This is a genomic window from Paraburkholderia sp. LEh10, assembly GCF_017814945.1.
Classification (GTDB): Bacteria; Pseudomonadota; Gammaproteobacteria; order Burkholderiales; family Burkholderiaceae; genus Paraburkholderia.
In genome coordinates, this window is the sequence record NZ_JAGIPX010000032.1 from 72,125 (window position 1) to 91,047 (window position 18,923).

16 protein-coding genes and 1 pseudogene are annotated in these 18,923 nt (G+C 62.6%); 5 read left to right on the forward strand and 12 right to left on the reverse strand.

The features are described 5' to 3' along the window. The first annotated feature begins 206 nt into the window (after positions 1–206). Positions 207–908: a response regulator gene (locus tag J8I87_RS25015; protein WP_209934726.1), complete on the forward strand. Its 702-nt coding sequence runs from the start codon at positions 207–209 to the stop codon at positions 906–908. Positions 909–1,025: 117 nt separating this feature from the next. On the opposite strand, the gene J8I87_RS25020 is transcribed toward J8I87_RS25015, so the two are convergent. After that, the gene (locus J8I87_RS25020) at positions 1,026–1,712 is read right to left on the reverse strand and encodes an orotate phosphoribosyltransferase (protein ID WP_209934710.1); all 687 of its coding nucleotides are present in this window, start codon (positions 1,710–1,712) and stop codon (positions 1,026–1,028) included. A 366-nt stretch (positions 1,713–2,078) separates the two neighbouring features. Here J8I87_RS25020 and J8I87_RS25025 point away from each other — a divergent pair, with 366 nt between their 5' ends. Both J8I87_RS25025 and J8I87_RS25030 read left to right on the forward strand, forming a co-directional pair. Then, positions 2,079–3,281: an MFS transporter gene (locus J8I87_RS25025; RefSeq protein WP_245254138.1), complete on the forward strand. Its 1,203-nt coding sequence runs from the start codon at positions 2,079–2,081 to the stop codon at positions 3,279–3,281. A gap of 297 nt (positions 3,282–3,578) precedes the next feature. After that, positions 3,579–5,864 carry an NADP-dependent malic enzyme gene (locus J8I87_RS25030; protein ID WP_209934712.1) on the forward strand — a complete coding sequence of 762 codons (2,286 nt, stop codon included), beginning with the start codon at positions 3,579–3,581 and terminating at the stop codon, positions 5,862–5,864. Positions 5,865–5,943: 79 nt separating this feature from the next. On the opposite strand, the gene J8I87_RS25035 is transcribed toward J8I87_RS25030, so the two are convergent. Continuing rightward, positions 5,944–9,558 carry an indolepyruvate ferredoxin oxidoreductase family protein gene (locus tag J8I87_RS25035; RefSeq protein WP_209934713.1) on the reverse strand — a complete coding sequence of 1,205 codons (3,615 nt, stop codon included), beginning with the start codon at positions 9,556–9,558 and terminating at the stop codon, positions 5,944–5,946. A gap of 345 nt (positions 9,559–9,903) precedes the next feature. Here J8I87_RS25035 and J8I87_RS25040 point away from each other — a divergent pair, with 345 nt between their 5' ends. Next, positions 9,904–10,092: a hypothetical protein gene (locus tag J8I87_RS25040; RefSeq protein ID WP_209934714.1), complete on the forward strand. Its 189-nt coding sequence runs from the start codon at positions 9,904–9,906 to the stop codon at positions 10,090–10,092. A gap of 142 nt (positions 10,093–10,234) precedes the next feature. On the opposite strand, the pseudogene J8I87_RS25045 reads toward J8I87_RS25040, so the two are convergent. The 9 genes and pseudogenes from J8I87_RS25045 to paaA all read right to left on the reverse strand — a co-directional run. Beyond that, positions 10,235–10,603: pseudogene (locus tag J8I87_RS25045) on the reverse strand (4-hydroxyphenylpyruvate dioxygenase); the annotation flags it as partial. Positions 10,604–10,729: 126 nt separating this feature from the next. Further along, positions 10,730–11,395: a GNAT family N-acetyltransferase gene (locus J8I87_RS25050; protein WP_209934715.1), complete on the reverse strand. Its 666-nt coding sequence runs from the start codon at positions 11,393–11,395 to the stop codon at positions 10,730–10,732. A 279-nt stretch (positions 11,396–11,674) separates the two neighbouring features. After that, positions 11,675–12,304, reverse strand: coding sequence for a TetR/AcrR family transcriptional regulator (locus J8I87_RS25055; RefSeq protein ID WP_209934717.1), 630 nt, complete (start codon positions 12,302–12,304; stop codon positions 11,675–11,677). 17 nt (positions 12,305–12,321) lie between these two features. Further along, positions 12,322–13,137, reverse strand: coding sequence for a DUF1835 domain-containing protein (locus tag J8I87_RS25060; protein WP_209934718.1), 816 nt, complete (start codon positions 13,135–13,137; stop codon positions 12,322–12,324). Between the two features lie 210 nt (positions 13,138–13,347). Beyond that, a complete protein-coding gene (gene paaE, locus J8I87_RS25065) occupies positions 13,348–14,436 on the reverse strand; it encodes a 1,2-phenylacetyl-CoA epoxidase subunit PaaE (RefSeq protein ID WP_209934719.1) in 1,089 nt (362 codons plus the stop codon). A 1-nt stretch (position 14,437) separates the two neighbouring features. Further along, positions 14,438–15,007, reverse strand: a complete 570-nt coding sequence (gene paaD, locus J8I87_RS25070; RefSeq protein WP_209934720.1) for a 1,2-phenylacetyl-CoA epoxidase subunit PaaD — start codon at positions 15,005–15,007, stop codon at positions 14,438–14,440. A gap of 28 nt (positions 15,008–15,035) precedes the next feature. Beyond that, complete coding sequence (paaC, locus tag J8I87_RS25075; protein WP_209934721.1) at positions 15,036–15,839, reverse strand: 1,2-phenylacetyl-CoA epoxidase subunit PaaC; 804 nt, start codon at positions 15,837–15,839, stop codon at positions 15,036–15,038. Between the two features lie 9 nt (positions 15,840–15,848). Continuing rightward, complete coding sequence (gene paaB / locus J8I87_RS25080) at positions 15,849–16,133, reverse strand: 1,2-phenylacetyl-CoA epoxidase subunit PaaB (protein WP_012402209.1); 285 nt, start codon at positions 16,131–16,133, stop codon at positions 15,849–15,851. Between the two features lie 40 nt (positions 16,134–16,173). After that, on the reverse strand, positions 16,174–17,172 hold the full coding sequence (gene paaA, locus J8I87_RS25085) for a 1,2-phenylacetyl-CoA epoxidase subunit PaaA (protein WP_209934722.1): 999 nt from the start codon (positions 17,170–17,172) through the stop codon (positions 16,174–16,176). A gap of 159 nt (positions 17,173–17,331) precedes the next feature. Between paaA and J8I87_RS25090 the strand changes: the two genes are divergently transcribed. Then, positions 17,332–18,600 carry an SGNH/GDSL hydrolase family protein gene (locus tag J8I87_RS25090; RefSeq protein WP_209934727.1) on the forward strand — a complete coding sequence of 423 codons (1,269 nt, stop codon included), beginning with the start codon at positions 17,332–17,334 and terminating at the stop codon, positions 18,598–18,600. Between the two features lie 142 nt (positions 18,601–18,742). On the opposite strand, the gene J8I87_RS25095 is transcribed toward J8I87_RS25090, so the two are convergent. Next, positions 18,743–18,923: hypothetical protein (locus J8I87_RS25095; protein ID WP_209934723.1), on the reverse strand; the 181-nt coding region annotated here is incomplete at its 5' end.

Genomic DNA, 18,923 nt, shown 5'->3' on the forward strand with positions numbered 1-18,923 from the left:
TTTTGTGCTCCGGCGACAGGTTGAGTCTAACATTACGTGTTATGAAGGCATTTGTGCTCGAAGAGGGGCGTGGGGGCCCGAAATCGGCTATAGTCGCTGCAATCGTCGGCGGTTGTATGCAAGCAGACAAGTCCTATAAATTTAGAACTAAGAACGGTTGCATGACTGAAGTTTCGGAGCGCGGATTGTCAGTTGAAGGAAAGGCCATGCAAGATCCCATCAGGGTCGTGGTCGCCGATGACCATCCGGTCATTCTCTTTGGTGCCGAACAGGCGTTGCTCAAGTTTCAGGGCATACGCGTGGTCGCGCGCGCGAAGCAGTCGACAGAACTGGTGAAGGTGCTGCAGACGACGCCATGCGATGTGCTCGTCACAGACCTCGCGATGCCCGGCGGACAATACGGCGATGGCTTGCCATTGATCGGCTATCTGCGTCGGAATTTTCCGGACTTGCCGATAGTCGTGCTGACGATGCTCGAAAACGCCGCACTGTTGAAGCGCCTGAACGAGCTCGGCGTTGTTTCCGTGGTGAATAAATCAGACGATTTGAGCCACATCGGGCTTGCGGTGCAGCACGTCAGTCGTCACCTCGAATATATGAGCCCGTCGGTGAAGGCGTCGTTGGACACGCTGCGAATGAACGCGGGCGGCAAGAGCGACGAGGTGATCCTGTCGAAGCGCGAACTGGAAGTCGTGCGGCTGTTTGTGTCGGGCATGACCATCAAGGAAATATCCGAGCAGCTGAACCGCAGCATCAAGACGATCAGCACCCAAAAGAACACCGCAATGCGCAAGCTGGGACTCGAAAGGGACTCCGAACTTTTTCAGTATGCGCAGAGTAACGGCTTAATGAATCTGTCGTCGTATGCGCCCGGTGACGCGGATACGGGAAGCGCGGCGCCGGAGTAGTCTCACGCGCTTGCTTTGTTCTTCAGGTCCACTTATACGGATCTCACAAAAAACCGCCTGTCTACGCAACAGGCGGTTTTTTTCGTTACGTTCGCGGATCAGCCCCGCGCATTACGCTTACTGCGGTGCTGCCGTGGCGCCGCCATGAGCAGCCGACCATTCGGCGGGTGCGTGCAAGAATTTTTCGACCTCGTCGAGCGTCTTCGTCTCGAAGTAGCCCTGCTCCTTCGCGACGCGCAGCACGTCCCACCACGTAGCGAGCGCGTGCAGATCGACGTCGATATCCTTCAGCACCGACACGCTTTCCTTGAAGATGTTGTAGTGGAACAGCACGAAGCAGTGATTCACCCGCGCGCCCGCCGTGCGCAGCGCGTTGATGAAGTTGATCTTGCTGCGGCTGTCGGTAGTCAGGTCTTCGACCAGCAGCACGCGCTGCCCTTCCGTCAGCAGCCCTTCAATCTGCGCGTTGCGGCCGAAACCCTTCGGCTTCTTGCGCACGTACTGCATCGGCACCATCAGGCGGTCCGACAGCCAGGCGGCGAAGGGAATGCCGGCCGTTTCACCGCCGGCGACAGCGTCGATCTGTTCGTAACCGACGTCGCGCAAAATCGTGGCTTCAGCCATCTCCATCAGGCCGCGTCGCACGCGCGGATACGAGATCAGCTTGCGGCAATCGATATACACCGGGCTCGCCCAGCCGGAAGTGAAGATGTACGGTTTGTCCGCGTTGAAATGCACTGCCTGGACTTCCAGCAGCATTTTTGCGGTCGTGTCGGAGATCGTCTGGCGATCGAAGCCTGTCATGGGCGGAATCCTTGGGTGTGGTGAGCTGGGAGGGCGGGCGCACGGCCCGATGGCGCAGCGAGCGTGACTTTTCGCGCCCTGATGGGCGAAACGTGCCGGACAAGTTGAAAAAACGGGCCGGTTCGCTGCGCGCGTAGCCCGATATTTTACCCGATTCGGACTGTTCTTAGGGCGCCTGGGCGGTGCAAGCGGGTAGGGGCGGCGGCTGGGCGCACACCGTTCCTATGCTTTTCGGCCAGGTTGTGACGCCGGAATGCGGCCTTTACACTCACGCGAAATTTCCCCGGACGGCCCGCGAACGGCCTTCCGCCCATGTCCGTATCGACCTTGCCGCCCATGAATATCGCCACTTGCCCGAAATCTGCCATGCAGCACGTCCGTCCCGGCTATGCCGCGCGGGCGTTGATCGCGTCGGTGCTCGGCTACGCGATGGACGGCTTCGATCTGCTGATTCTCGGCTTCATGCTGCCCGCCATCGCCGCCGATCTGCATCTTTCATCGACGCAAGCCGGGTCGCTGGTGACATGGACGCTGGTCGGCGCGGTGATGGGCGGCATGATTTTCGGCGTGCTGAGCGACTATTTCGGGCGCGTGCGCATGCTCACATGGACGATTCTCATCTTCGCGGTCTTCACGGGCCTGTGCGCGCTCGCGCGCGGCTACGCGGATCTGCTCGCGTACCGGACGATCGCCGGGATCGGTCTCGGCGGGGAGTTCGGCATCGGCATGACGCTCGTCGCCGAGGCGTGGCCGGCGGCGCAGCGGGCACGCGTGTCGTCGTATGTCGGCTTGGGCTGGCAACTGGGCGTGCTGGCGGCCGCGTTGCTGACGCCATGGCTGTTGCCGCTGATCGGCTGGCGTGGGATGTTCGCGCTCGGGTTGCTGCCGGCCGTGGCGTCGTTTTTCGTGCGGCGGCGCGTCGAGGAGCCGGCGCTCTTCACCGAACGCGCCGCGCGCGGCATGCCCAAGGCGCCGCTGAAACTGCTCGTCGCCGATGCCCGCGCGGCCCGCGCGAGCCTCGGCGTGGCGGTTCTCTGCTCGGTGCAGAACTTCGGCTACTACGGCCTGATGATCTGGCTGCCGACCTATCTGTCGAAGAACTTCGGCTATTCGCTGACGCGCTCCGGTTTTTGGACGGCTGCAACCGTGCTCGGCATGGCCATTGGCATCTGGCTGTTCGGCGTCGCTGCCGACCGCTTCGGCCGCAAGCCTGCGTTTCTGTTTTATCAGGCGGGCGCAGTCGTGATGGTGTTCGTCTACGCGCACTTGAGCGCGCCGCTCGCATTGCTGGTCGGCGGCGCGGTGATGGGCGTGTTCGTGAACGGCATGATCGGTGGTTACGGCGCGCTGATTTCCGAACTGTATCCAACGGACGCCCGCGCCACCGCGCAAAACGTGTTGTTCAACATCGGCCGCGCGGTGGGCGGGTTCGGACCCGTCGCCGTTGGCGCACTGGCCGCACGCTTCTCGTTTGGCGCGGCCCTCGGCGTGCTCGCTTCGATTTATCTGCTCGATATCTTCGCGACGCTCTTTCTTATCCCCGAACGACGCGGCGCAGTGCTCGAGTGAGGCCCCGCCGCAGCCTGTCGGCAAGCGGGTGGAAGGGCTTTCATACCGCGCCGCAGCAAGGTCCGGCCCGGCTGCGTTTTTATCTATCCAGTACAAAACCTACCCCGAACCGACTCATCCGGGGTGTACACTAATCGACCCGAAAAAGCTCAGCGTTGCTTGCTTTCCGCTGAGGTTTGACGCCGCGCCTGACGGGCGCACGCGAGAAACGCCGCCGTCGAGCAATTTTTCGACAATGGCCAGCGCAGCACGTGACATTGAGTCGGGCCCAATTATCAACGTCTCGCAGGTTAGAAAATGGACGAACAACTTAAGCAAAGCGCTCTCGCATATCACCAGAATCCGAAGCCCGGCAAGATTTCGGTCACGCCGACCAAGCCGCTTTCGAACCAGTTGGACCTGTCGCTGGCGTATTCGCCGGGCGTCGCAGCCGCGTGCATGGCGATTCACGATGAACCGCTCGACGCGCAGAAGTACACGTCGCGCGGCAACCTGGTCGGCGTAATCACGAATGGCACGGCCGTGCTGGGGCTGGGCAACATCGGGCCGCTCGCCGCGAAGCCGGTGATGGAAGGCAAGGGCTGTCTCTTCAAGAAGTTCGCCGGCATCGACGTGTTCGATATCGAGCTGAGTGAGTCCGATCCCGACAAGCTCGTCGAAGCGATCGCGATGCTGGAGCCGACGCTCGGCGGCATCAACCTCGAAGATATCAAGGCGCCCGAATGCTTCTATATCGAGAAGAAGCTGCGCGAGCGCATGAAGATTCCCGTTTTTCACGACGACCAGCACGGCACCGCGATCATTGCGTCGGCGGCGATTCTCAACGGCCTGAAAGTGGTCGGCAAGAAACTCGAAGAAGTCACGCTGGTGTGCTCCGGCGCGGGCGCGGCGGCGATCGCGTGTCTGGACCTGCTCGTCAATCTGGGTCTGTCGAAGAAGAACGTGCTGGTCGTGGACTCGAAGGGTGTGATCTACGAAGGCCGCGGCAATCTGGACCCGTCGAAGGAGCGCTACGCGGCGAATACGGAAGCGCGCACGCTGGCTGACGCGATCAAGGGCGCCGACGTGTTCCTCGGCTGCTCGAGCGCAGGCGTGCTGAAGCCGGAAATGGTCAAGGAGATGGGCACGCAGCCGCTAATCCTCGCACTCGCGAACCCGGAGCCGGAAATCCGCCCGGAAGAAGCGAAGAAGGTGCGCCCGGACTGCATCATCGCGACGGGCCGTTCGGACTATCCGAACCAGGTCAACAACGTGCTGTGCTTTCCGTTCATTTTCCGCGGCGCGCTGGATGTCGGCGCAACGACCATTACGGAAGAAATGAAGCTCGCGTGCGTGCGCGCGATCGCCGAACTCGCGGAAGAAACCGATCAGGGCGATGAGGTCGCGAAGGCCTATGAAGGCCACTCGCTCGAATTCGGTCCTGACTATCTGATTCCGAAGCCGTTTGATCCGCGCCTGATTATCAAGATCGCGCCCGCCGTCGCGCAGGCGGCAATGGATTCTGGCGTCGCCACGCGTCCGATCCAGGACATGGACGCGTACCGCGAGCAACTCGGTGCAACCGTCTACCGCACTGGCATGGTGATGCGCCCGGTATTCGCGGCGGCGAAGGCGCAACCGGCACGCATCGTATTCGCTGAAGGTGAAGACGAACGCGTGCTGCGCGCGGCGCAATTCGTGCTGCTCGAAAAGATCGCGAAACCGATTCTGGTCGGCCGTCCGAGCGTGATCGAGATGCGCCTGAAGAAGATGGGCTCGAAGCTCAAGTGCGGCGAAGACCTTGAGATCGTCAACCCGGAAGACGATCCGCGCTATCACAAGAGCTGGCAGGCGTATCACGAGATCGGCGCGCGCGAAGGCGTGACGCCGGAAGTCGCGAAGGCCGCGATGCGCAAGTTCAACACGCTGATCGGCGCGATTCTCGTGCATCTCGGCGACGCGGATGGCATGATCTGCGGTCTGATCGACACGTACCACGAGCATCTGAAGTTCGTCGAACAGGTGCTCGGCAAGGCGGAGCACGTCGACAACTACGCCGCGATGAACCTGCTGATGCTGCCGGGCCGCAACCTCTTCATCAGCGATACGTACGTGAACGAAGTGCCGACGGCGGAACAGCTCGCCGACATGACGATTCTCGCCGCGCGCGAGATCGAGAAGTTCGGCATCGTGCCGAAGGTCGCCCTGCTGTCGAATTCGAACTTCGGCAGCGCTCCGTCGGCTTCGTCGCAACGCATGTCCACGGCGCGCAAGCTGATCGCCGAACGCGCGCCTCACCTCGAAGTGGACGGCGAAATGCACGGCGACGCGGCGCTGTCGGAAGCGGTGCGCAAGGCCGCATTCCCCGGCACGACGCTCACGGGCGAAGCGAACCTGCTGATCATGCCGAACGTCGAAGCGGCCAACATCACGTACAACCTGCTGAAGATGATCGGCGGCGAGGGCGTGACGGTCGGCCCGTTCCTGCTCGGCGCAGCCAAGCCGGTGCATATCCTGACGCCGGCTGCGACCGTGCGCCGGATCATCAACATGACGGCGATCGCTTCGGCGAACGCCAGCGCGAACCGACACGCAGCGAAGTAATCTCACTGCGTTGATGCAATGAAAAAAGGGCACCGCGAGGTGCCCTTTTTGTTGCAACCGGAAAACGCCCGAATGACGCTTACGCGACGTGCCGTTCGACGCTGCCCGCCGGCGCGCGCCACTTCGCGAGCAACGACGTCCACTTCGCGCGCACGCCCTTTAGGTTGTTCTCCTTCACGTGGCCGTAGCCGCGAATGCCGTCGGGCAGATTCGCCAGTTCGACGGCGAGTGCGCGCTTGTCAGCCGTCAGCCCGCCGATCAGCTCGCGCACCAGCCCTTCGTACTCGACGATCAGTGTGCGCTCGGTGCGACGCTCTTCCGTCTTGCCGAACACATCGAGCGCGGTGCCGCGCAGGAACTTCATTTTCGCGAGCACGTGCATCGCGTTGAGCATCCACGGGCCGTACTGCTTCTTCACCAGATGGCCGTGCGCGTCCTTCTTCGCTGCCGAAGGCGGGGCGAGATGGAACTTCAGCTTCCAGTCGCCTTCGAAATTCGCCTTCAGCTTCTCGACGAACGCTGGGTCCGAATAGAGACGCGCCACTTCGTACTCGTCCTTGTACGCCATCAGCTTGTGCAGGTTCTTCGCGACGGCTTCCGTCAAAGGCATCTGGCCGTCGGCGGCATCGAGCTTCGATTCGGCGGTGCGCACTTCGTCGACCAGCTTGCGGTAGCGCGTCGCGTACGCATCGTTCTGATACGCGACGAGGTATTGCGCGCGCTTGTCGATCAGCGTGTCGAGCGACTTCGGCGTGTGCAGCGAAATGATCTTGCCGTTCGCGGCGTTGGCCGTGTTGGCGTCGTCGATCCCGTCCTGCGAACGCGCAAGCATGCGCACGGCAGCCAGATCGTGCGCGGCGCGGCGGCCCCATTCGAACGCTGCGCGGTTCTTTTCGACCTGCACTGCGTTTAGCTCGATCGCGCGAATCAGCGACTCGTGCGTGAGCGGCAGCCAGCCTTTCTGCCAGGCGTAGCCCAGCACGAACGGGTTCGTGTAGATCGCATCGCCGAGCAGCGCGACCGCGAAATGGTTTGCGTCGACGGCCGATACGTTGTCGTCGCCCGCCGCTGCGCGCACGTCCGCATCCGCGCTCGCGCCCGGGAAGCGCCAGTTCGGGTTCTTGATGAACTCGGCTGTCGGCGTCGGCGCGCTGTTCAGCACGACGCGCGTGCGTCCGTTCTGCATCCGCGACACGCATTCATCGCTCGCCGTCACGATCGAATCGCAACCGATCACCAGGTTCGCCTCGCCCATCGCGATGCGGGTCGCGTGGATATCCGCGGGATGATTGGCGATCTGCACGTGGCTCATCACGGCGCCGCCCTTTTGCGCGAGGCCCGTCACATCGAGCACCGTGACGCCCTTGCTTTCGAGGTGCGCGGCCATGCCGAGCAGCGCGCCGATCGTCACGACACCCGTTCCGCCGACACCCGTCACCAGCACGCCATACGGCTTGGCAATCGCCGGAACCTCCGGATCGGGTACGGGCGGCATCGCGTCGCCCGAAGCGCCGGACGCACCCGCCGCCTTCGGCTTGCGCAACTGTCCGCCTTCGACGGTCACGAAGCTCGGGCAGAAGCCCTTCAGGCACGAGAAATCCTTGTTGCAGGTCGACTGGTTGATCTGCCGCTTCGTGCCGAACTCGGTTTCGAGCGGCTCGACGGACAGGCAGTTCGACTGCACCGAGCAGTCGCCGCAGCCTTCGCACACTGCTTCGTTGATCACGACGCGCTTTGCCGGATCGGGATAGGCGCCGCGCTTGCGGCGGCGGCGCTTCTCCGTTGCGCAGGTTTGGTCGTAGATCAGGATCGTCGTGCCTTCTATTTCGCGCAATTGGCGCTGCACGTCGTCGAGCTGATCGCGATGGTGAATCGCGATGCCGGGCGCGAGGCCGACGTTCGCGTCGTACTTCTCGGGCTCGTCGGTCACGATGACGATCTTCTTCGCGCCTTCGGCGGCGAGCTGATGCGTGATCTGCGGCACGGTCAGCGTGCCGTCGACGGGTTGGCCGCCCGTCATCGCGACGGCGTCGTTATACAGAATCTTGTACGTGATGTTCGCCTTCGACGCGATCGCCGCGCGAATCGCGAGCAGGCCCGAATGGAAGTAGGTGCCGTCGCCGAGATTGGCGAACACGTGCTTGTCGTTCGTGAACGGCGCCTGGCCAACCCACGCGACGCCTTCGCCGCCCATCTGGCTGAACGTGCTCGTGTTGCGGTCCATCCACACGGTCATGTAGTGGCAGCCGATGCCCGCCATCGCGCGCGAGCCTTCCGGCACATTCGTCGACGTGTTGTGCGGACAGCCCGAGCAGAACCACGGCTTGCGCTCGATCGCGACCTTCGGACGGGCAAGCGCCTTCTCTTTTGCTTCGATCACGGCAACGCGCGCGGCGATGCGCGCGCGCACATCCGACGGCAGGTCGAACTTCTCTAGCCGCGTCGCGATTGCCTTTGCGATGATCGCCGGCGACAGCTCGTAATGAGCGGGCAGCAGCCAGTTGCCCATCGGCACCGACCATTCGCCGCCTGCGCCGTCCTTTTCGTCGAACTTCCCGAACACGCGCGGTCGCTGTGCGTCGGGCCAGTTGTACAGCTCTTCCTTGATCGCGTATTCGAGAATCTGCCGCTTCTCTTCGACGACCAGAATCTCCTCCAGCCCGCGCGCGAACGCCTGCGCGCCTTGCGCTTCGAGCGGCCACACGCAGCCGACCTTGTACAGGCGAATGCCGATGCGCGAGCAGGTTTCGTCATCGAGGCCGAGATCGGTCAGCGCCTGACGCACGTCGAGATACGCCTTGCCGCCCGTGATGATGCCGAAACGCGCGTGCGGCGAATCGATCTCGACGCGATCGAGCTTGTTCGCGCGCACGTAGGCGAGGCCGGCGTACCACTTGTAGTCGAGCAGACGCGCTTCCTGCACGAGCGGCGGATCGGGCCAGCGAATGTTGAGACCGCCTTCGGGCATATCGAAGTCGGTCGGCAGGATGATTTGTGTGCGGTGTGGATCGATATCGACGGAAGCAGACGACTCGACGACGTCGGTGACGCACTTCATCGCGACCCACAGGCCCGAGTAGCGGCTCATCGCCCAGCCGTGCAGGCCGAAGTCCAGGTATTCCTGCACGTTCGACGGAAACAGCACGGGCAGGCCGCATGCCTTGAACAGGTGTTCCGACTGGTGCGCGAGCGTCGACGATTTGGCCGCGTGATCGTCGCCGGCCAACACGAGGACGCCGCCATGTCGCGACGAGCCCGCCGAGTTGCCGTGCTTGAACACATCGCCCGAGCGGTCGACGCCGGGGCCTTTGCCGTACCACATCGAGAACACGCCGTCGTACTTGGCGCTTGGATAGAGATTGACCTGCTGCGAGCCCCACACGGCGGTGGCGGCGAGGTCTTCGTTGACGCCTGGCTGGAATACGACCTGGTGCGCGGCGAGATGCTTCTTCGCCTTCCACAGCGACAGGTCGAGACCACCGAGCGGCGACCCGCGATAGCCCGAAATGAACCCGGCGGTATTGAGCCCGGCGGCCCGGTCGCGTTCCTGCTGCAGCATCGGCAGGCGGACCAGCGCCTGGATGCCGCTCATGTACGCGCGGCCGCGTTCAAGCGTGTATTTGTCGTCGAGCGTGACGGAAGTCAACGCGGCTTCGAGCGAGGCTCGCTGACCAGCGTCTAGCGGGGCATTCATTATGTGTACTCCTCCACCCAGTTTGGGATCGCCAAAACCTTATAGGCCTCGGCATCTTGTGAATGCTCCGGCCGGGGTCGCCATATTGACGGCTTTTTCGCGATGGTAGCACTGGTGAAAACCCGCCGCCTATCGTTGAAAACACCACAATGCGGGATGGAACACGGACAAAAATGTCACGCGTATGACGTTTCGCGGGCTTTTCGGTGTCGTCGTGTAACAGCGTGTAAGAGCATGAAACGGCAGGAACGGCGCTTGAGATGCCGGTCTAAACTCCCCACTTGCACGAATCGCAACGTTCCGCATGTTGCGGAGCTTCGCTGTGCAGTCGAAAAAGGAGTACGCATGAACACGAAACACATTCAGACCTTCCTGATGGTCTCAGCGGCATTCTTCGCGATGAGCGCGTCGATGCGCCCGAACAGCGGCGCTCATGCGCTTGCGAATGCCGTCACGCGCACCACGCAGGTCGGAGCGACGTCGGTCGCCGTGAACCAGAGGCGCTCGTCCGAAGACGCGCAGCGGCGTGGCTGACTCGGTCGCGGGTGATCGGCGCGATCGCCCGCTTGTGAACAATGAGGGCCGGTCGACGCGAAGTCACTGGTTTCAGAAACCGAAAGGCGAGGATCGTGCGATCCTCGCCTTTTCTCTATCGGCGGATCCGCTGAAGCGCGTTTTAGGCTTTGTCCCGCACGACTCCGCGACGAATCTGATCCAGTTCGATCGATTCGAACAGCGCCTTGAAGTTGCCCTCGCCAAATCCCTGACTGCCCTTGCGCCGGATGATCTCGAAGAAGATCGGCCATATCTGGTTTTCGGTGAAGATTTGCAGCAGCAGCTCTTCGCGCGCCCCGTCGATCAGGATTTTGCGCTTGCGCAGTTCTTCCAGCGGCTCGCTGTCATTCGACACGCGGCGGTCGACGAGTTCGTAGTAGGTATCGATCGTATCGAGCAGCGAGATGTTCGCGCCGCGCAGGCCGTCGATTGTCCTGTAGATATCGTTCGTGCCGAGCGCGATGTGCTGAATGCCTTCGCCGCTTTTCGCTGGAGAAGTTCAAGGAGACGACCGCGCTGCGTTTGTGATCGGCTGGCTATTGAGCGCGGCGTGCAAAAACGAAAAAGGGCGGCTCGTTGACGAGCCGCCCTGCGGTGCTATTGCGTCTTGCTGCGCTTACGCGGCGATCGCGGTCGGAATGAACGATTCGATCAGCTGGGACGTACTACGCGCCTGGCGCTTGAGCACGTAGTCGAACACGGCCGCTTGTTCCTGCAGCATTTCCGAAATGATGCTGTTCTGATCCGCCGGAGCGAGCGTCAGATAGGCATCCGCTTCGCCGTACGCGTATTCGATCTTCATGCCGGCCTTCTTGGCGATGTGCATCATCGTCGTGTTGCGCGACAGGCAGTGAATGTACAGCGACGTGACGTGCGTGTTGCGGCTGCGAATCGCGGCGCGTTCGAAGAGCTTCGTACCGATGCCTTGGCCACGCACGCTCTCCGACACCGACACGCCGAATTCGGCCGTGCGCGTTTCGCCTTCGGCGGGCAGATAGGCCAGATGGCCGACACCGACCAGTTGAAGATGGCGGTCGAACACGCCGAACACGGTATCCCGGGTGAAATCCAGTGTGCGGACGTAGTTTTCGATGACGTGGTCCGGCGTAACCTGGCCGAAGCGCAGCAGACGGTCTTCTTCGCCCAACTCGAGGAAGTGGGCGAGCAGGCGCTTGCGGTCTTTTTCGCCGAGCTCCCGCACCAGAACAGGCGCGCGACCGGCGACGTTCAGCAAGCGATCGACTGCGATCGGCTCGGAGGCGCGGATAGTTTGCTCGCTCATGGATGGGGTTCTCCTATAGTCATGCGGCATGACGCGCCGCAAAACGCATTCTAATGGAAAACCCGAACTCTCACTAGGGAAAACCCTGAAGTCAATCGAGCGGATGATCTAAAAATTAAACACGCAATGACGTATCTATATGATTTTGAAATGAAAAATTTAGAATGATCGTGCGATCGCAGCGTCGTCGTGCCGCAACGGGACGGTGGGCATGCTGCATCACAGCATCAAGCCGCTGTTTGCGAGCCCGGGTGCAACCGCCTGGAACGCGCCAGAGGCTCAACTGCCCTCGGCGCCTGCTATCGGCTTGCCCCTGACCAGCCCGTGATCGACCATCGCGACCACCTGTTCCGCGAATTCCTTGTAACCCATCCGCCCGCCCGGCTTGAGCCACGTGAACGTCCAGTTGATCATCCCGAAAACCATCATCGTGAGGGCCGTCTGGTTTTCGCGTGTCACGCGTTCGGGGTAGGCGCGGGCCAGTTGGCGCGCGAACGCGGCGACGACGTCGCGCTGCCGGTTCAGGATGATTTCGCGCTGCGACTCGACCAGATACTTGACGTCATTGAGCAACGCCACGTGCCGGCTGTGCGACGTCTCGTACTCGGAGAGGAACGCGCGGATCAGTTCGGCGAACGTCTCGCGTTCGGTGAGTCCGCGCCGCTGGCTCGCGCCTTCCACCTCGGCGATGATCAGCATCAGCCGCTTCGTGTAGCGGTCGAGCAGGTCGAAAAGGATCGCTTCCTTGCTCTCGTAATAGTGGTAGAGACGCGCCTTCGACGTGCCGCTGGCCGCTGCGAGATCGGCCATTGACGTGCTCGGGTAACTCGTTTGAGCGAATTTTGCAGCGGCCAGTTCGAGGATCTGGTCGCGCTGGCTCTCGTGGTCTGGGGCTCGTGTACGGGCCATGGTTGTTCTAGTTGGTTTTAAGCGGGGGAAAGATTGGTGGGCGTGACGTTGATTTCGAGCGAGCGCCACATATCCGCGTTGCCGCGCAGTTGCAACTGGCCGGCGGCGGCAAGCTCACGCAGACGCCACAGCACGATGGCATCGCTGATCAGCAGGCCGTTATCGGCAACCATGACGGACGCGGCGACACGTCCCGCCGACTGCCACCCTTCGACGGCGTTCTCGAAGATCAGCGCGTCCAGTTCCTCGAACGTGCCGCTCGTGTACGTATTGCCGCGCCAGCGGCGCAGTTCCGCGTCGGCGAGCTTCACCTCCTGCCATTCGAGCGCAAGGCTGCCGATGCGCAATGCCGAAATCGGCGCGGCGCGCGACAAGTATTGCTGGAGCAGATCGGGCGAAAACATGCCGACGGACGTCGCCCGATCGGGGCGGCGCAGAGGTGCGCTCGCGTCGCCCGTCAGATCGTCGATCGACAGGTGCACTTCGTTGAGCCGGTGCGGCATCTCGCGCAGATAAAAGCACACGCGGCGCAGCGTCAGCTGATCGGCCGCGCTCTGGCCATGCCACACGACGACATGCGAGGTCCCGCGGACTAGCGCATCCAGAACGTCCGCCTGCCCATCGAATTCGGCGACGAAATCGCGCGTCGTGTCGCCGCTGACGCGTCGCCAGAAGTTGGCGCGCATGTGCGGCGTCTCATCCACACCGCGCAACGGGCCGACTGCCAGATCGTCGCGCAAAGGCAGCACGGCATCCGTCCGGCCGGCCTGCTCGAGCGCCTTGCGCAGTGACTCGGCGGCAACGTCGCCGTTGGTGATGTGGATCGTGCTCATTGTCAGGGGCGGTGCGGATTGCAGCGAGCGTTTCGGTCAGCAGTGCTCGGTCATGTAAAGGAAAAGGCCGCGCGTCGAAGGAAATGACTTTCCTGTGACGGGCGGCCCCTAGTGTAAGCGGATCGCGTGTGCGCCGAAAGCGACGATGCGCGCAAACGGCGCATGGCGCCCACATGGTAACGACACGGCGCGCCATGCGTGATGCGGGCGTCAGCGTTCGTCGTAGCTGACCACGATCTTGTCGCTGACGGGATGACACTGGCAGGTCAGCACGAACCCGTCGCGGATCTCATGCTCTTCCAGCGTGTAGTTCTTTTCCATCTTCACTTCGCCTTCCAGCACCTTCGCGCGGCACGTGCAGCAGACGCCGCCCTTGCACGCGTAAGGCAGCGCCAGTCCGGCGCGCAAGCCCACGTCCAGCACGCTCAAACCCTGATACGGCAGACGCAGCTTGCGCTTCTTGCCGTCGAGGACGATCTCGAGGTCGGCGGTCGGCGTGTCGTCGGTGATTTCCGCGACGGGCACGCCCGCCTGCGGCAGCGGTGTGCCGAAGCGCTCGACGTGCACTTTGTCTTGCGGGACGCCCGCTGCCTTCAGCGCGGCTTCGGCGGCGTCCATCATCGGCGCGGGGCCGCAGATGAACGCTTCGTCGATCGCGTCCGCCGGCACGAGCGTCTCGAGGAATGACGCGCACTTCTGCTGATCGAGCACGCCGTTGAACAGTTCGACGTCCTGGATATCGTCGGACAGCACGTGATACAGCACGAACCGGTTCATGAAGCGGTTCTTCAGATCTTCGAGTTCTTCGGCGAACATGATCTGATCGACGCTGCGGTTGCCGTAGATCAGCGTGAACGTGCTGCGCGGCTCTATTTCGAGCGTCGTCTTGATGATCGCGAGCACGGGTGTGATGCCCGAGCCGCCGGAGAACGCGACGTACTGCTTGCCATGATCCGCGTTCAGGTGCGTGAAGAAGCGGCCGTCCGGCGTCATCACGTCGATCGTGTGGCCGGGCTGCAGCGTGTCGAACGCGAAGTTCGAGAAGCGGCCGCCGCGCACGCGCTTGATGCCGATGCGCAGCTCGCCGTCGCGGTCGTAATCGGTGACGCCGACGCAGATCGAATACGAGCGGCGCGTTTCTTCACCGTCGATGTGCGTCTTCAGCGTGACGAACTGTCCCTGCGTGAAACGGTACTGCTCGCGCAGTTCGACGGGGACTTCGAAGGCGACGGAAACCGCGTCGGCGGTTTCGGGCCGCACTTCCCGGATGCGCAGCGGATGAAATTGCGGGGTGGCCATATCAGTACGGTTTGAAATAGTCGAAGGGTTCGCGGCAGTCGATGCAGCGGTACAGCGCCTTGCATGCCGTCGAGCCGAATTGCGCGAGTCGTTCGGTGTGCACCGAACCACAGCGCGGGCAAGCGGGCGCGGGCAGCGAGCGCGGGACGAAGCGGATCACTTTCTGTTTCGTGCCAGCGGCGGCGTTCGCGTCATGTGCGCTGCTGCCGCAGTTGCCTGTCGGCGGTGCGATGCCGTAGGCGCGCAGCTTGGCGCGCGCGTCGTCGGTGATCCAGTCGGTGGTCCATGCGGGCGCGAGCACGGTCTGAACGCGGTACGGCGCGAAGCCGGCGGCGTCGAGCGCAACGCAGATGTCTTCCGCGATCTGCGACATTGCCGGGCAACCCGAGTAAGTCGGCGTGATGACGACTTCGAGCGCGCCATCGGCGGCGCGGCGCACGTCGCGCAGAATGCCCAGCTCGCGGATCGACACAACGGGAATTTCCGGATCGGGCACAGCTTCCAGCACGGCCCACGCCTGGTCGAGCGCGTGATCGCGTGCAACGGCTGCTGATTGAGCGGTCGAAGTCATCGTTTGACTCACCTGTTGGATCAACTGATTACCAGCTTGCGTCTGGATGCTGGCGCGCGAGACTTTGCAATTCCGCGAGCAGAAAGCCCATGTGCTCCGAATGCTCGCCATGTTTGCCCGTCGTGATGTGCTTGACGGGTTCGGGCAGTTTGAGCGTCGCTTCGTCGAGCGCGGCGCGCACGTCTTCGAGCCATAGCGTTTCCAGTCCGGACGTCTTTGGTCCGATGCCCGCCGCGGCGATCGCGTCTTCCGTTGCGTCGGCGCTGAAGAACTCACGCGTGTACGGAATCAGATAGTCGAGCGCGGCCTGTGCGCGACGATGCGATTCGTCCGTGCCGTCGCCGAAGCGCACGAGCCACTCGCGCGAATGATGCGCGTGGTACTGCGTTTCCTTGATCGACTTCGCAGCGATCGCGGCCAGTTGCCCATCCGTCGAGCCCGTCAAGGCGGACCACACGTGCAGCATCAGGGTCGAATACAGGAAGTTGCGCACGATCGTGACGGCGTAATCCTTGTCCGCGTGCGCGGTGCCCGCGAGCGGCCCGACGTGCGGCAGCTCGGTGAGCGTGTAGTTCGCGAACTCGCGCTCGGCGCGAAAGTATGCGTAGTCGTCTTCCGTGCGAGTCTTGCCCGTGAGCGTCTTTTCGAGTTCGGCGGCGTGCGTATACAGGAGGCGCGCTTGGCCGACCAGATCGAGACTCATGTTCGACAGCGCGATATCTTCTTCGAGAATCGGGCCGTGGCCGCACCATTCCGCGTTGCGCTGACCGAGGATCAGCGCCGTATCGGCGAGGCGCAGCACGTAGGCGAGGTGTTGGGGCGTGATATCCATGAGGCGCGCTTACATGTGGTTGACTTCGTCGGGCAGCTGATAGAACGTCGGGTGGCGATAGATCTTGTCGCCAGCCGGTTCGAACAGTTCAGCCTTCTCGTCCGGCGCCGATGCCGTGATCGCCGACGACGGCACCACCCAGATGCTCACGCCTTCCTGGCGGCGCGTGTAGACGTCGCGCGCCATCCGCAGTGCCATCGACGCGTCCGCCGCGTGCAGGCTGCCGCAATGCTTGTGGTCGAGCCCCTGCTTGCTGCGCACGAAGACTTCCCAGATCGGCCATTCCTTGTTCATCAGTATCTCCTTGCTGTCCTTCCAGATTCGAGGGCGCCACTCAGGCGGCGTGTTGCTGCGCGCGCTGGCGCTGTTTCCCGGCGTGGGCGAGGGCCGCTTCGCGGACCCACGCGCCGTCGTTGTGCGCCTTCACGCGGGTGGCGAGGCGTTCCTTGTTGCACGGACCGTCGCCGTTGACGACGCGCCAGAATTCTTCCCAGTCGAGGTCGCTGTAGTCGTAATGGCCGCGTTCCTCGTTCCACTTCAGCTTCTCATCGGGCAGCGTGACGCCGAGCACCTTTGCCTGCTCGACGGTCGCGTCGACGAATTTCTGGCGCAGATCGTCGTTCGTGATGCGCTTGATGCCCCACTTCGCCGACTGATTGCTGTGGACGGAATCCTTGTCGCTCGGCCCGAACATCATCAGCACCGGCCACCACCAGCGGTTCACCGCCTGCTGAACGAGTTCGCGCTGCGCGTCGGTGCCTTTCATCATTGCGAGCAGTGCGTCGAAGCCCTGACGCTGATGGAACGACTCTTCCTTGCAGATGCGGATCATTGCGCGTGCGTACGGACCGTATGTGCAGCGGCACAGCGGAATCTGGTTCATGATCGCCGCGCCGTCGACCAGCCAGCCGATCACGCCGACGTCTGCCCACGTCGGCGTCGGGTAATTGAAGATGCTCGAGTATTTCGCCTTGCCGGCGTGCAGCGCGTCGATCATCTCGTCGCGCGAGACGCCGAGCGTTTCGGCTGCGCTGTACAGATAGAGACCGTGGCCGCCCTCGTCCTGCACCTTTGCAAGCAGGATGGCCTTGCGCTTGAGACTCGGCGCACGCGTGATCCAGTTGCCTTCCGGCAGCATGCCGACGATCTCCGAATGCGCGTGCTGCGAGATCTGACGAACCAGCGTCTTGCGGTAGGCGTCGGGCATCCAGTCTTGCGGCTCGATCTTGCCGTCAGCGGCCATGACCGCGTCGAAGCGGGCCTGCTCGGGAGAACTGGCGGCCGCGTCGAGCGGGGCAACGTTGCCAGGAATGTCGAGGGATTGCGTGTACATGTCGAACGCTCTCGTGCTGGTGGGTGTGTGTTCGGCAGTATAAACCAACCGTCCGGTCGGTTAATAAATTTTTCGGGATAGGTTGGTAGGGGTTTGCACTATGCGATCGTGCACAATGAGCGGCTTCCGCCCTTAACCGTTTTTCACCGATCAGTCGCAATGACCACTCGTTCTCTGGCCGCCGCGTGCGGCGCTGCCCTGTCTTTCCTTGTGATTGCCTCGCACCCGGTTTTCGCGGCCGACACCCAGCCGCGCTGGGTGACTGCGTGGGCGACCGCGCTGCAGCCGATTCCCCAGATGCCCAATCCTCCCGCGCTGTACCGTGCGCCCGATGTCGCGGGGCGCACGGTTCGGCAGATCGTTTATCCGACGCTGTCCGGGGACGTTGCGCGCATCCATATAAGTAACGCGTACGGAAAGGCGGCGCTCGCCGTCGACGAGCTCAGGATTGCTCGAGCTGGCGCGGGCGCTGCCACGAAGAGCGGTACCGAGGCGCGGGTGACGTTCGGTGGGAAGACGGCGGTGAGCTTGCCCGCTGGTGGAGAGATCGATAGCGATCCGGTCCGAGTGGGAATTTCGGCCGGAACTGCCTACGCGATCAGCAGTTATATGGGACGTGATCAGAAGATGGTCGCGTGGCATCGTGTGTCGAGTCAGGTGAACTACGTGTCGACGCCTGGCGATCATGTGGACGATTCTTCGGCCGAGGCTTACCGCCAGCGCTTCACGCAATTTGCCTGGGTGACCGGGTTGCAGGTGGACGGGGGCTCGTCCTCGACGGTTGCGGCGATCGGCGACTCCATTACCGACGGCATGCGTTCGAGCCTGAACCAGAATCGTCGCTGGCCTGACGCGTTTGCACGCAAAGTGGCGCAAAGCGGTGACAGGTCGGCGGCCGTCGTAAATCTCGGGATCAGCGGAAACAGACTGCTGAGCGACTCGCCCTGCTATGGCGATGCGCTCCTGTCGCGGTTTGGACGCGACGTACTGGCGCAACCCGGTGTAAAGACGGTGATCCTGCTGATCGGCATCAACGACATCAACTTCGCTGCAATGCCGGTGCGAGCCGGCCTGGATTGCGATGCCCCGCATACCCAGGTGACGGCAGACAGCCTGATTGCTGGCTATCAGCGTGTGATCGCCGCGGCGCACGCTCGCGGACTGCGCATTTTCGGGGCGACGTTGACGCCGGCGGCTTTGCCGTCCGAGCGTGAGGCAATCCGGACGCAGGTGAATGGCTGGATACGGACGGCTCGGGCGTTCGACGGCGTAGTGGATTTCGACGCAGCGCTGCGTGATGCCGCCGAACCGACGAGGTTGCGACCCGCATTCGACAGTGGCGACCATATTCATCCCAGCGACGCTGGGTATGCGGCGATGGCGGACGCGATTCCGCTGTCGGCGGTGCTAGGCGCTGCAAAAAAGTGACCGGAAAAAATCTCCCGTCACACCCTTGTCATGCGGCGCGGGATGGCCTAAGATTCGCGTCCTCGTTTGTGGCGCAGGCAGTCGATGCGACGCAACGGGGTCGCGGCAGAAACGGGCGCGACGGTGGAGTCGGCGGGTTTTTTCAGGCGATGTTGAAAAAAACCAGTTGACAGCAGCAAAAAGGTTCTTCATAATTTCGTTTCTCTGCTGCTGACGCAGCAACGCGGTGAAAGCAAGGCGCTTCCTGCGAATGTTCTTTAAAAATCAACAGCCGATAAGTGTGGGTGCTCGATGGCGAGCGCGCGGCGGTTTTCGGACCGCCG

Excerpts from the sequence above, each read along its gene's own strand:
- J8I87_RS25015 (WP_209934726.1), top strand. The coding sequence starts at position 207 with ATGCAAGATCCCATCAGGGTCGTGGTCGCCGATGACCATCCGGTCATT.
- J8I87_RS25020 (WP_209934710.1), bottom strand. The coding sequence starts at position 1,712 with ATGACAGGCTTCGATCGCCAGACGATCTCCGACACGACCGCAAAAATG.
- J8I87_RS25025 (WP_245254138.1), top strand. The coding sequence starts at position 2,079 with ATGCAGCACGTCCGTCCCGGCTATGCCGCGCGGGCGTTGATCGCGTCG.
- J8I87_RS25030 (WP_209934712.1), top strand. The coding sequence starts at position 3,579 with ATGGACGAACAACTTAAGCAAAGCGCTCTCGCATATCACCAGAATCCG.
- J8I87_RS25035 (WP_209934713.1), bottom strand. The coding sequence starts at position 9,558 with ATGAATGCCCCGCTAGACGCTGGTCAGCGAGCCTCGCTCGAAGCCGCG.
- J8I87_RS25040 (WP_209934714.1), top strand. The coding sequence starts at position 9,904 with ATGAACACGAAACACATTCAGACCTTCCTGATGGTCTCAGCGGCATTC.
- J8I87_RS25050 (WP_209934715.1), bottom strand. The coding sequence starts at position 11,395 with ATGAGCGAGCAAACTATCCGCGCCTCCGAGCCGATCGCAGTCGATCGC.
- J8I87_RS25055 (WP_209934717.1), bottom strand. The coding sequence starts at position 12,304 with ATGGCCCGTACACGAGCCCCAGACCACGAGAGCCAGCGCGACCAGATC.
- J8I87_RS25060 (WP_209934718.1), bottom strand. The coding sequence starts at position 13,137 with ATGAGCACGATCCACATCACCAACGGCGACGTTGCCGCCGAGTCACTG.
- paaE (WP_209934719.1), bottom strand. The coding sequence starts at position 14,436 with ATGGCCACCCCGCAATTTCATCCGCTGCGCATCCGGGAAGTGCGGCCC.
- paaD (WP_209934720.1), bottom strand. The coding sequence starts at position 15,007 with ATGACTTCGACCGCTCAATCAGCAGCCGTTGCACGCGATCACGCGCTC.
- paaC (WP_209934721.1), bottom strand. The coding sequence starts at position 15,839 with ATGGATATCACGCCCCAACACCTCGCCTACGTGCTGCGCCTCGCCGAT.
- paaB (WP_012402209.1), bottom strand. The coding sequence starts at position 16,133 with ATGAACAAGGAATGGCCGATCTGGGAAGTCTTCGTGCGCAGCAAGCAG.
- paaA (WP_209934722.1), bottom strand. The coding sequence starts at position 17,172 with ATGTACACGCAATCCCTCGACATTCCTGGCAACGTTGCCCCGCTCGAC.
- J8I87_RS25090 (WP_209934727.1), top strand. The coding sequence starts at position 17,332 with ATGACCACTCGTTCTCTGGCCGCCGCGTGCGGCGCTGCCCTGTCTTTC.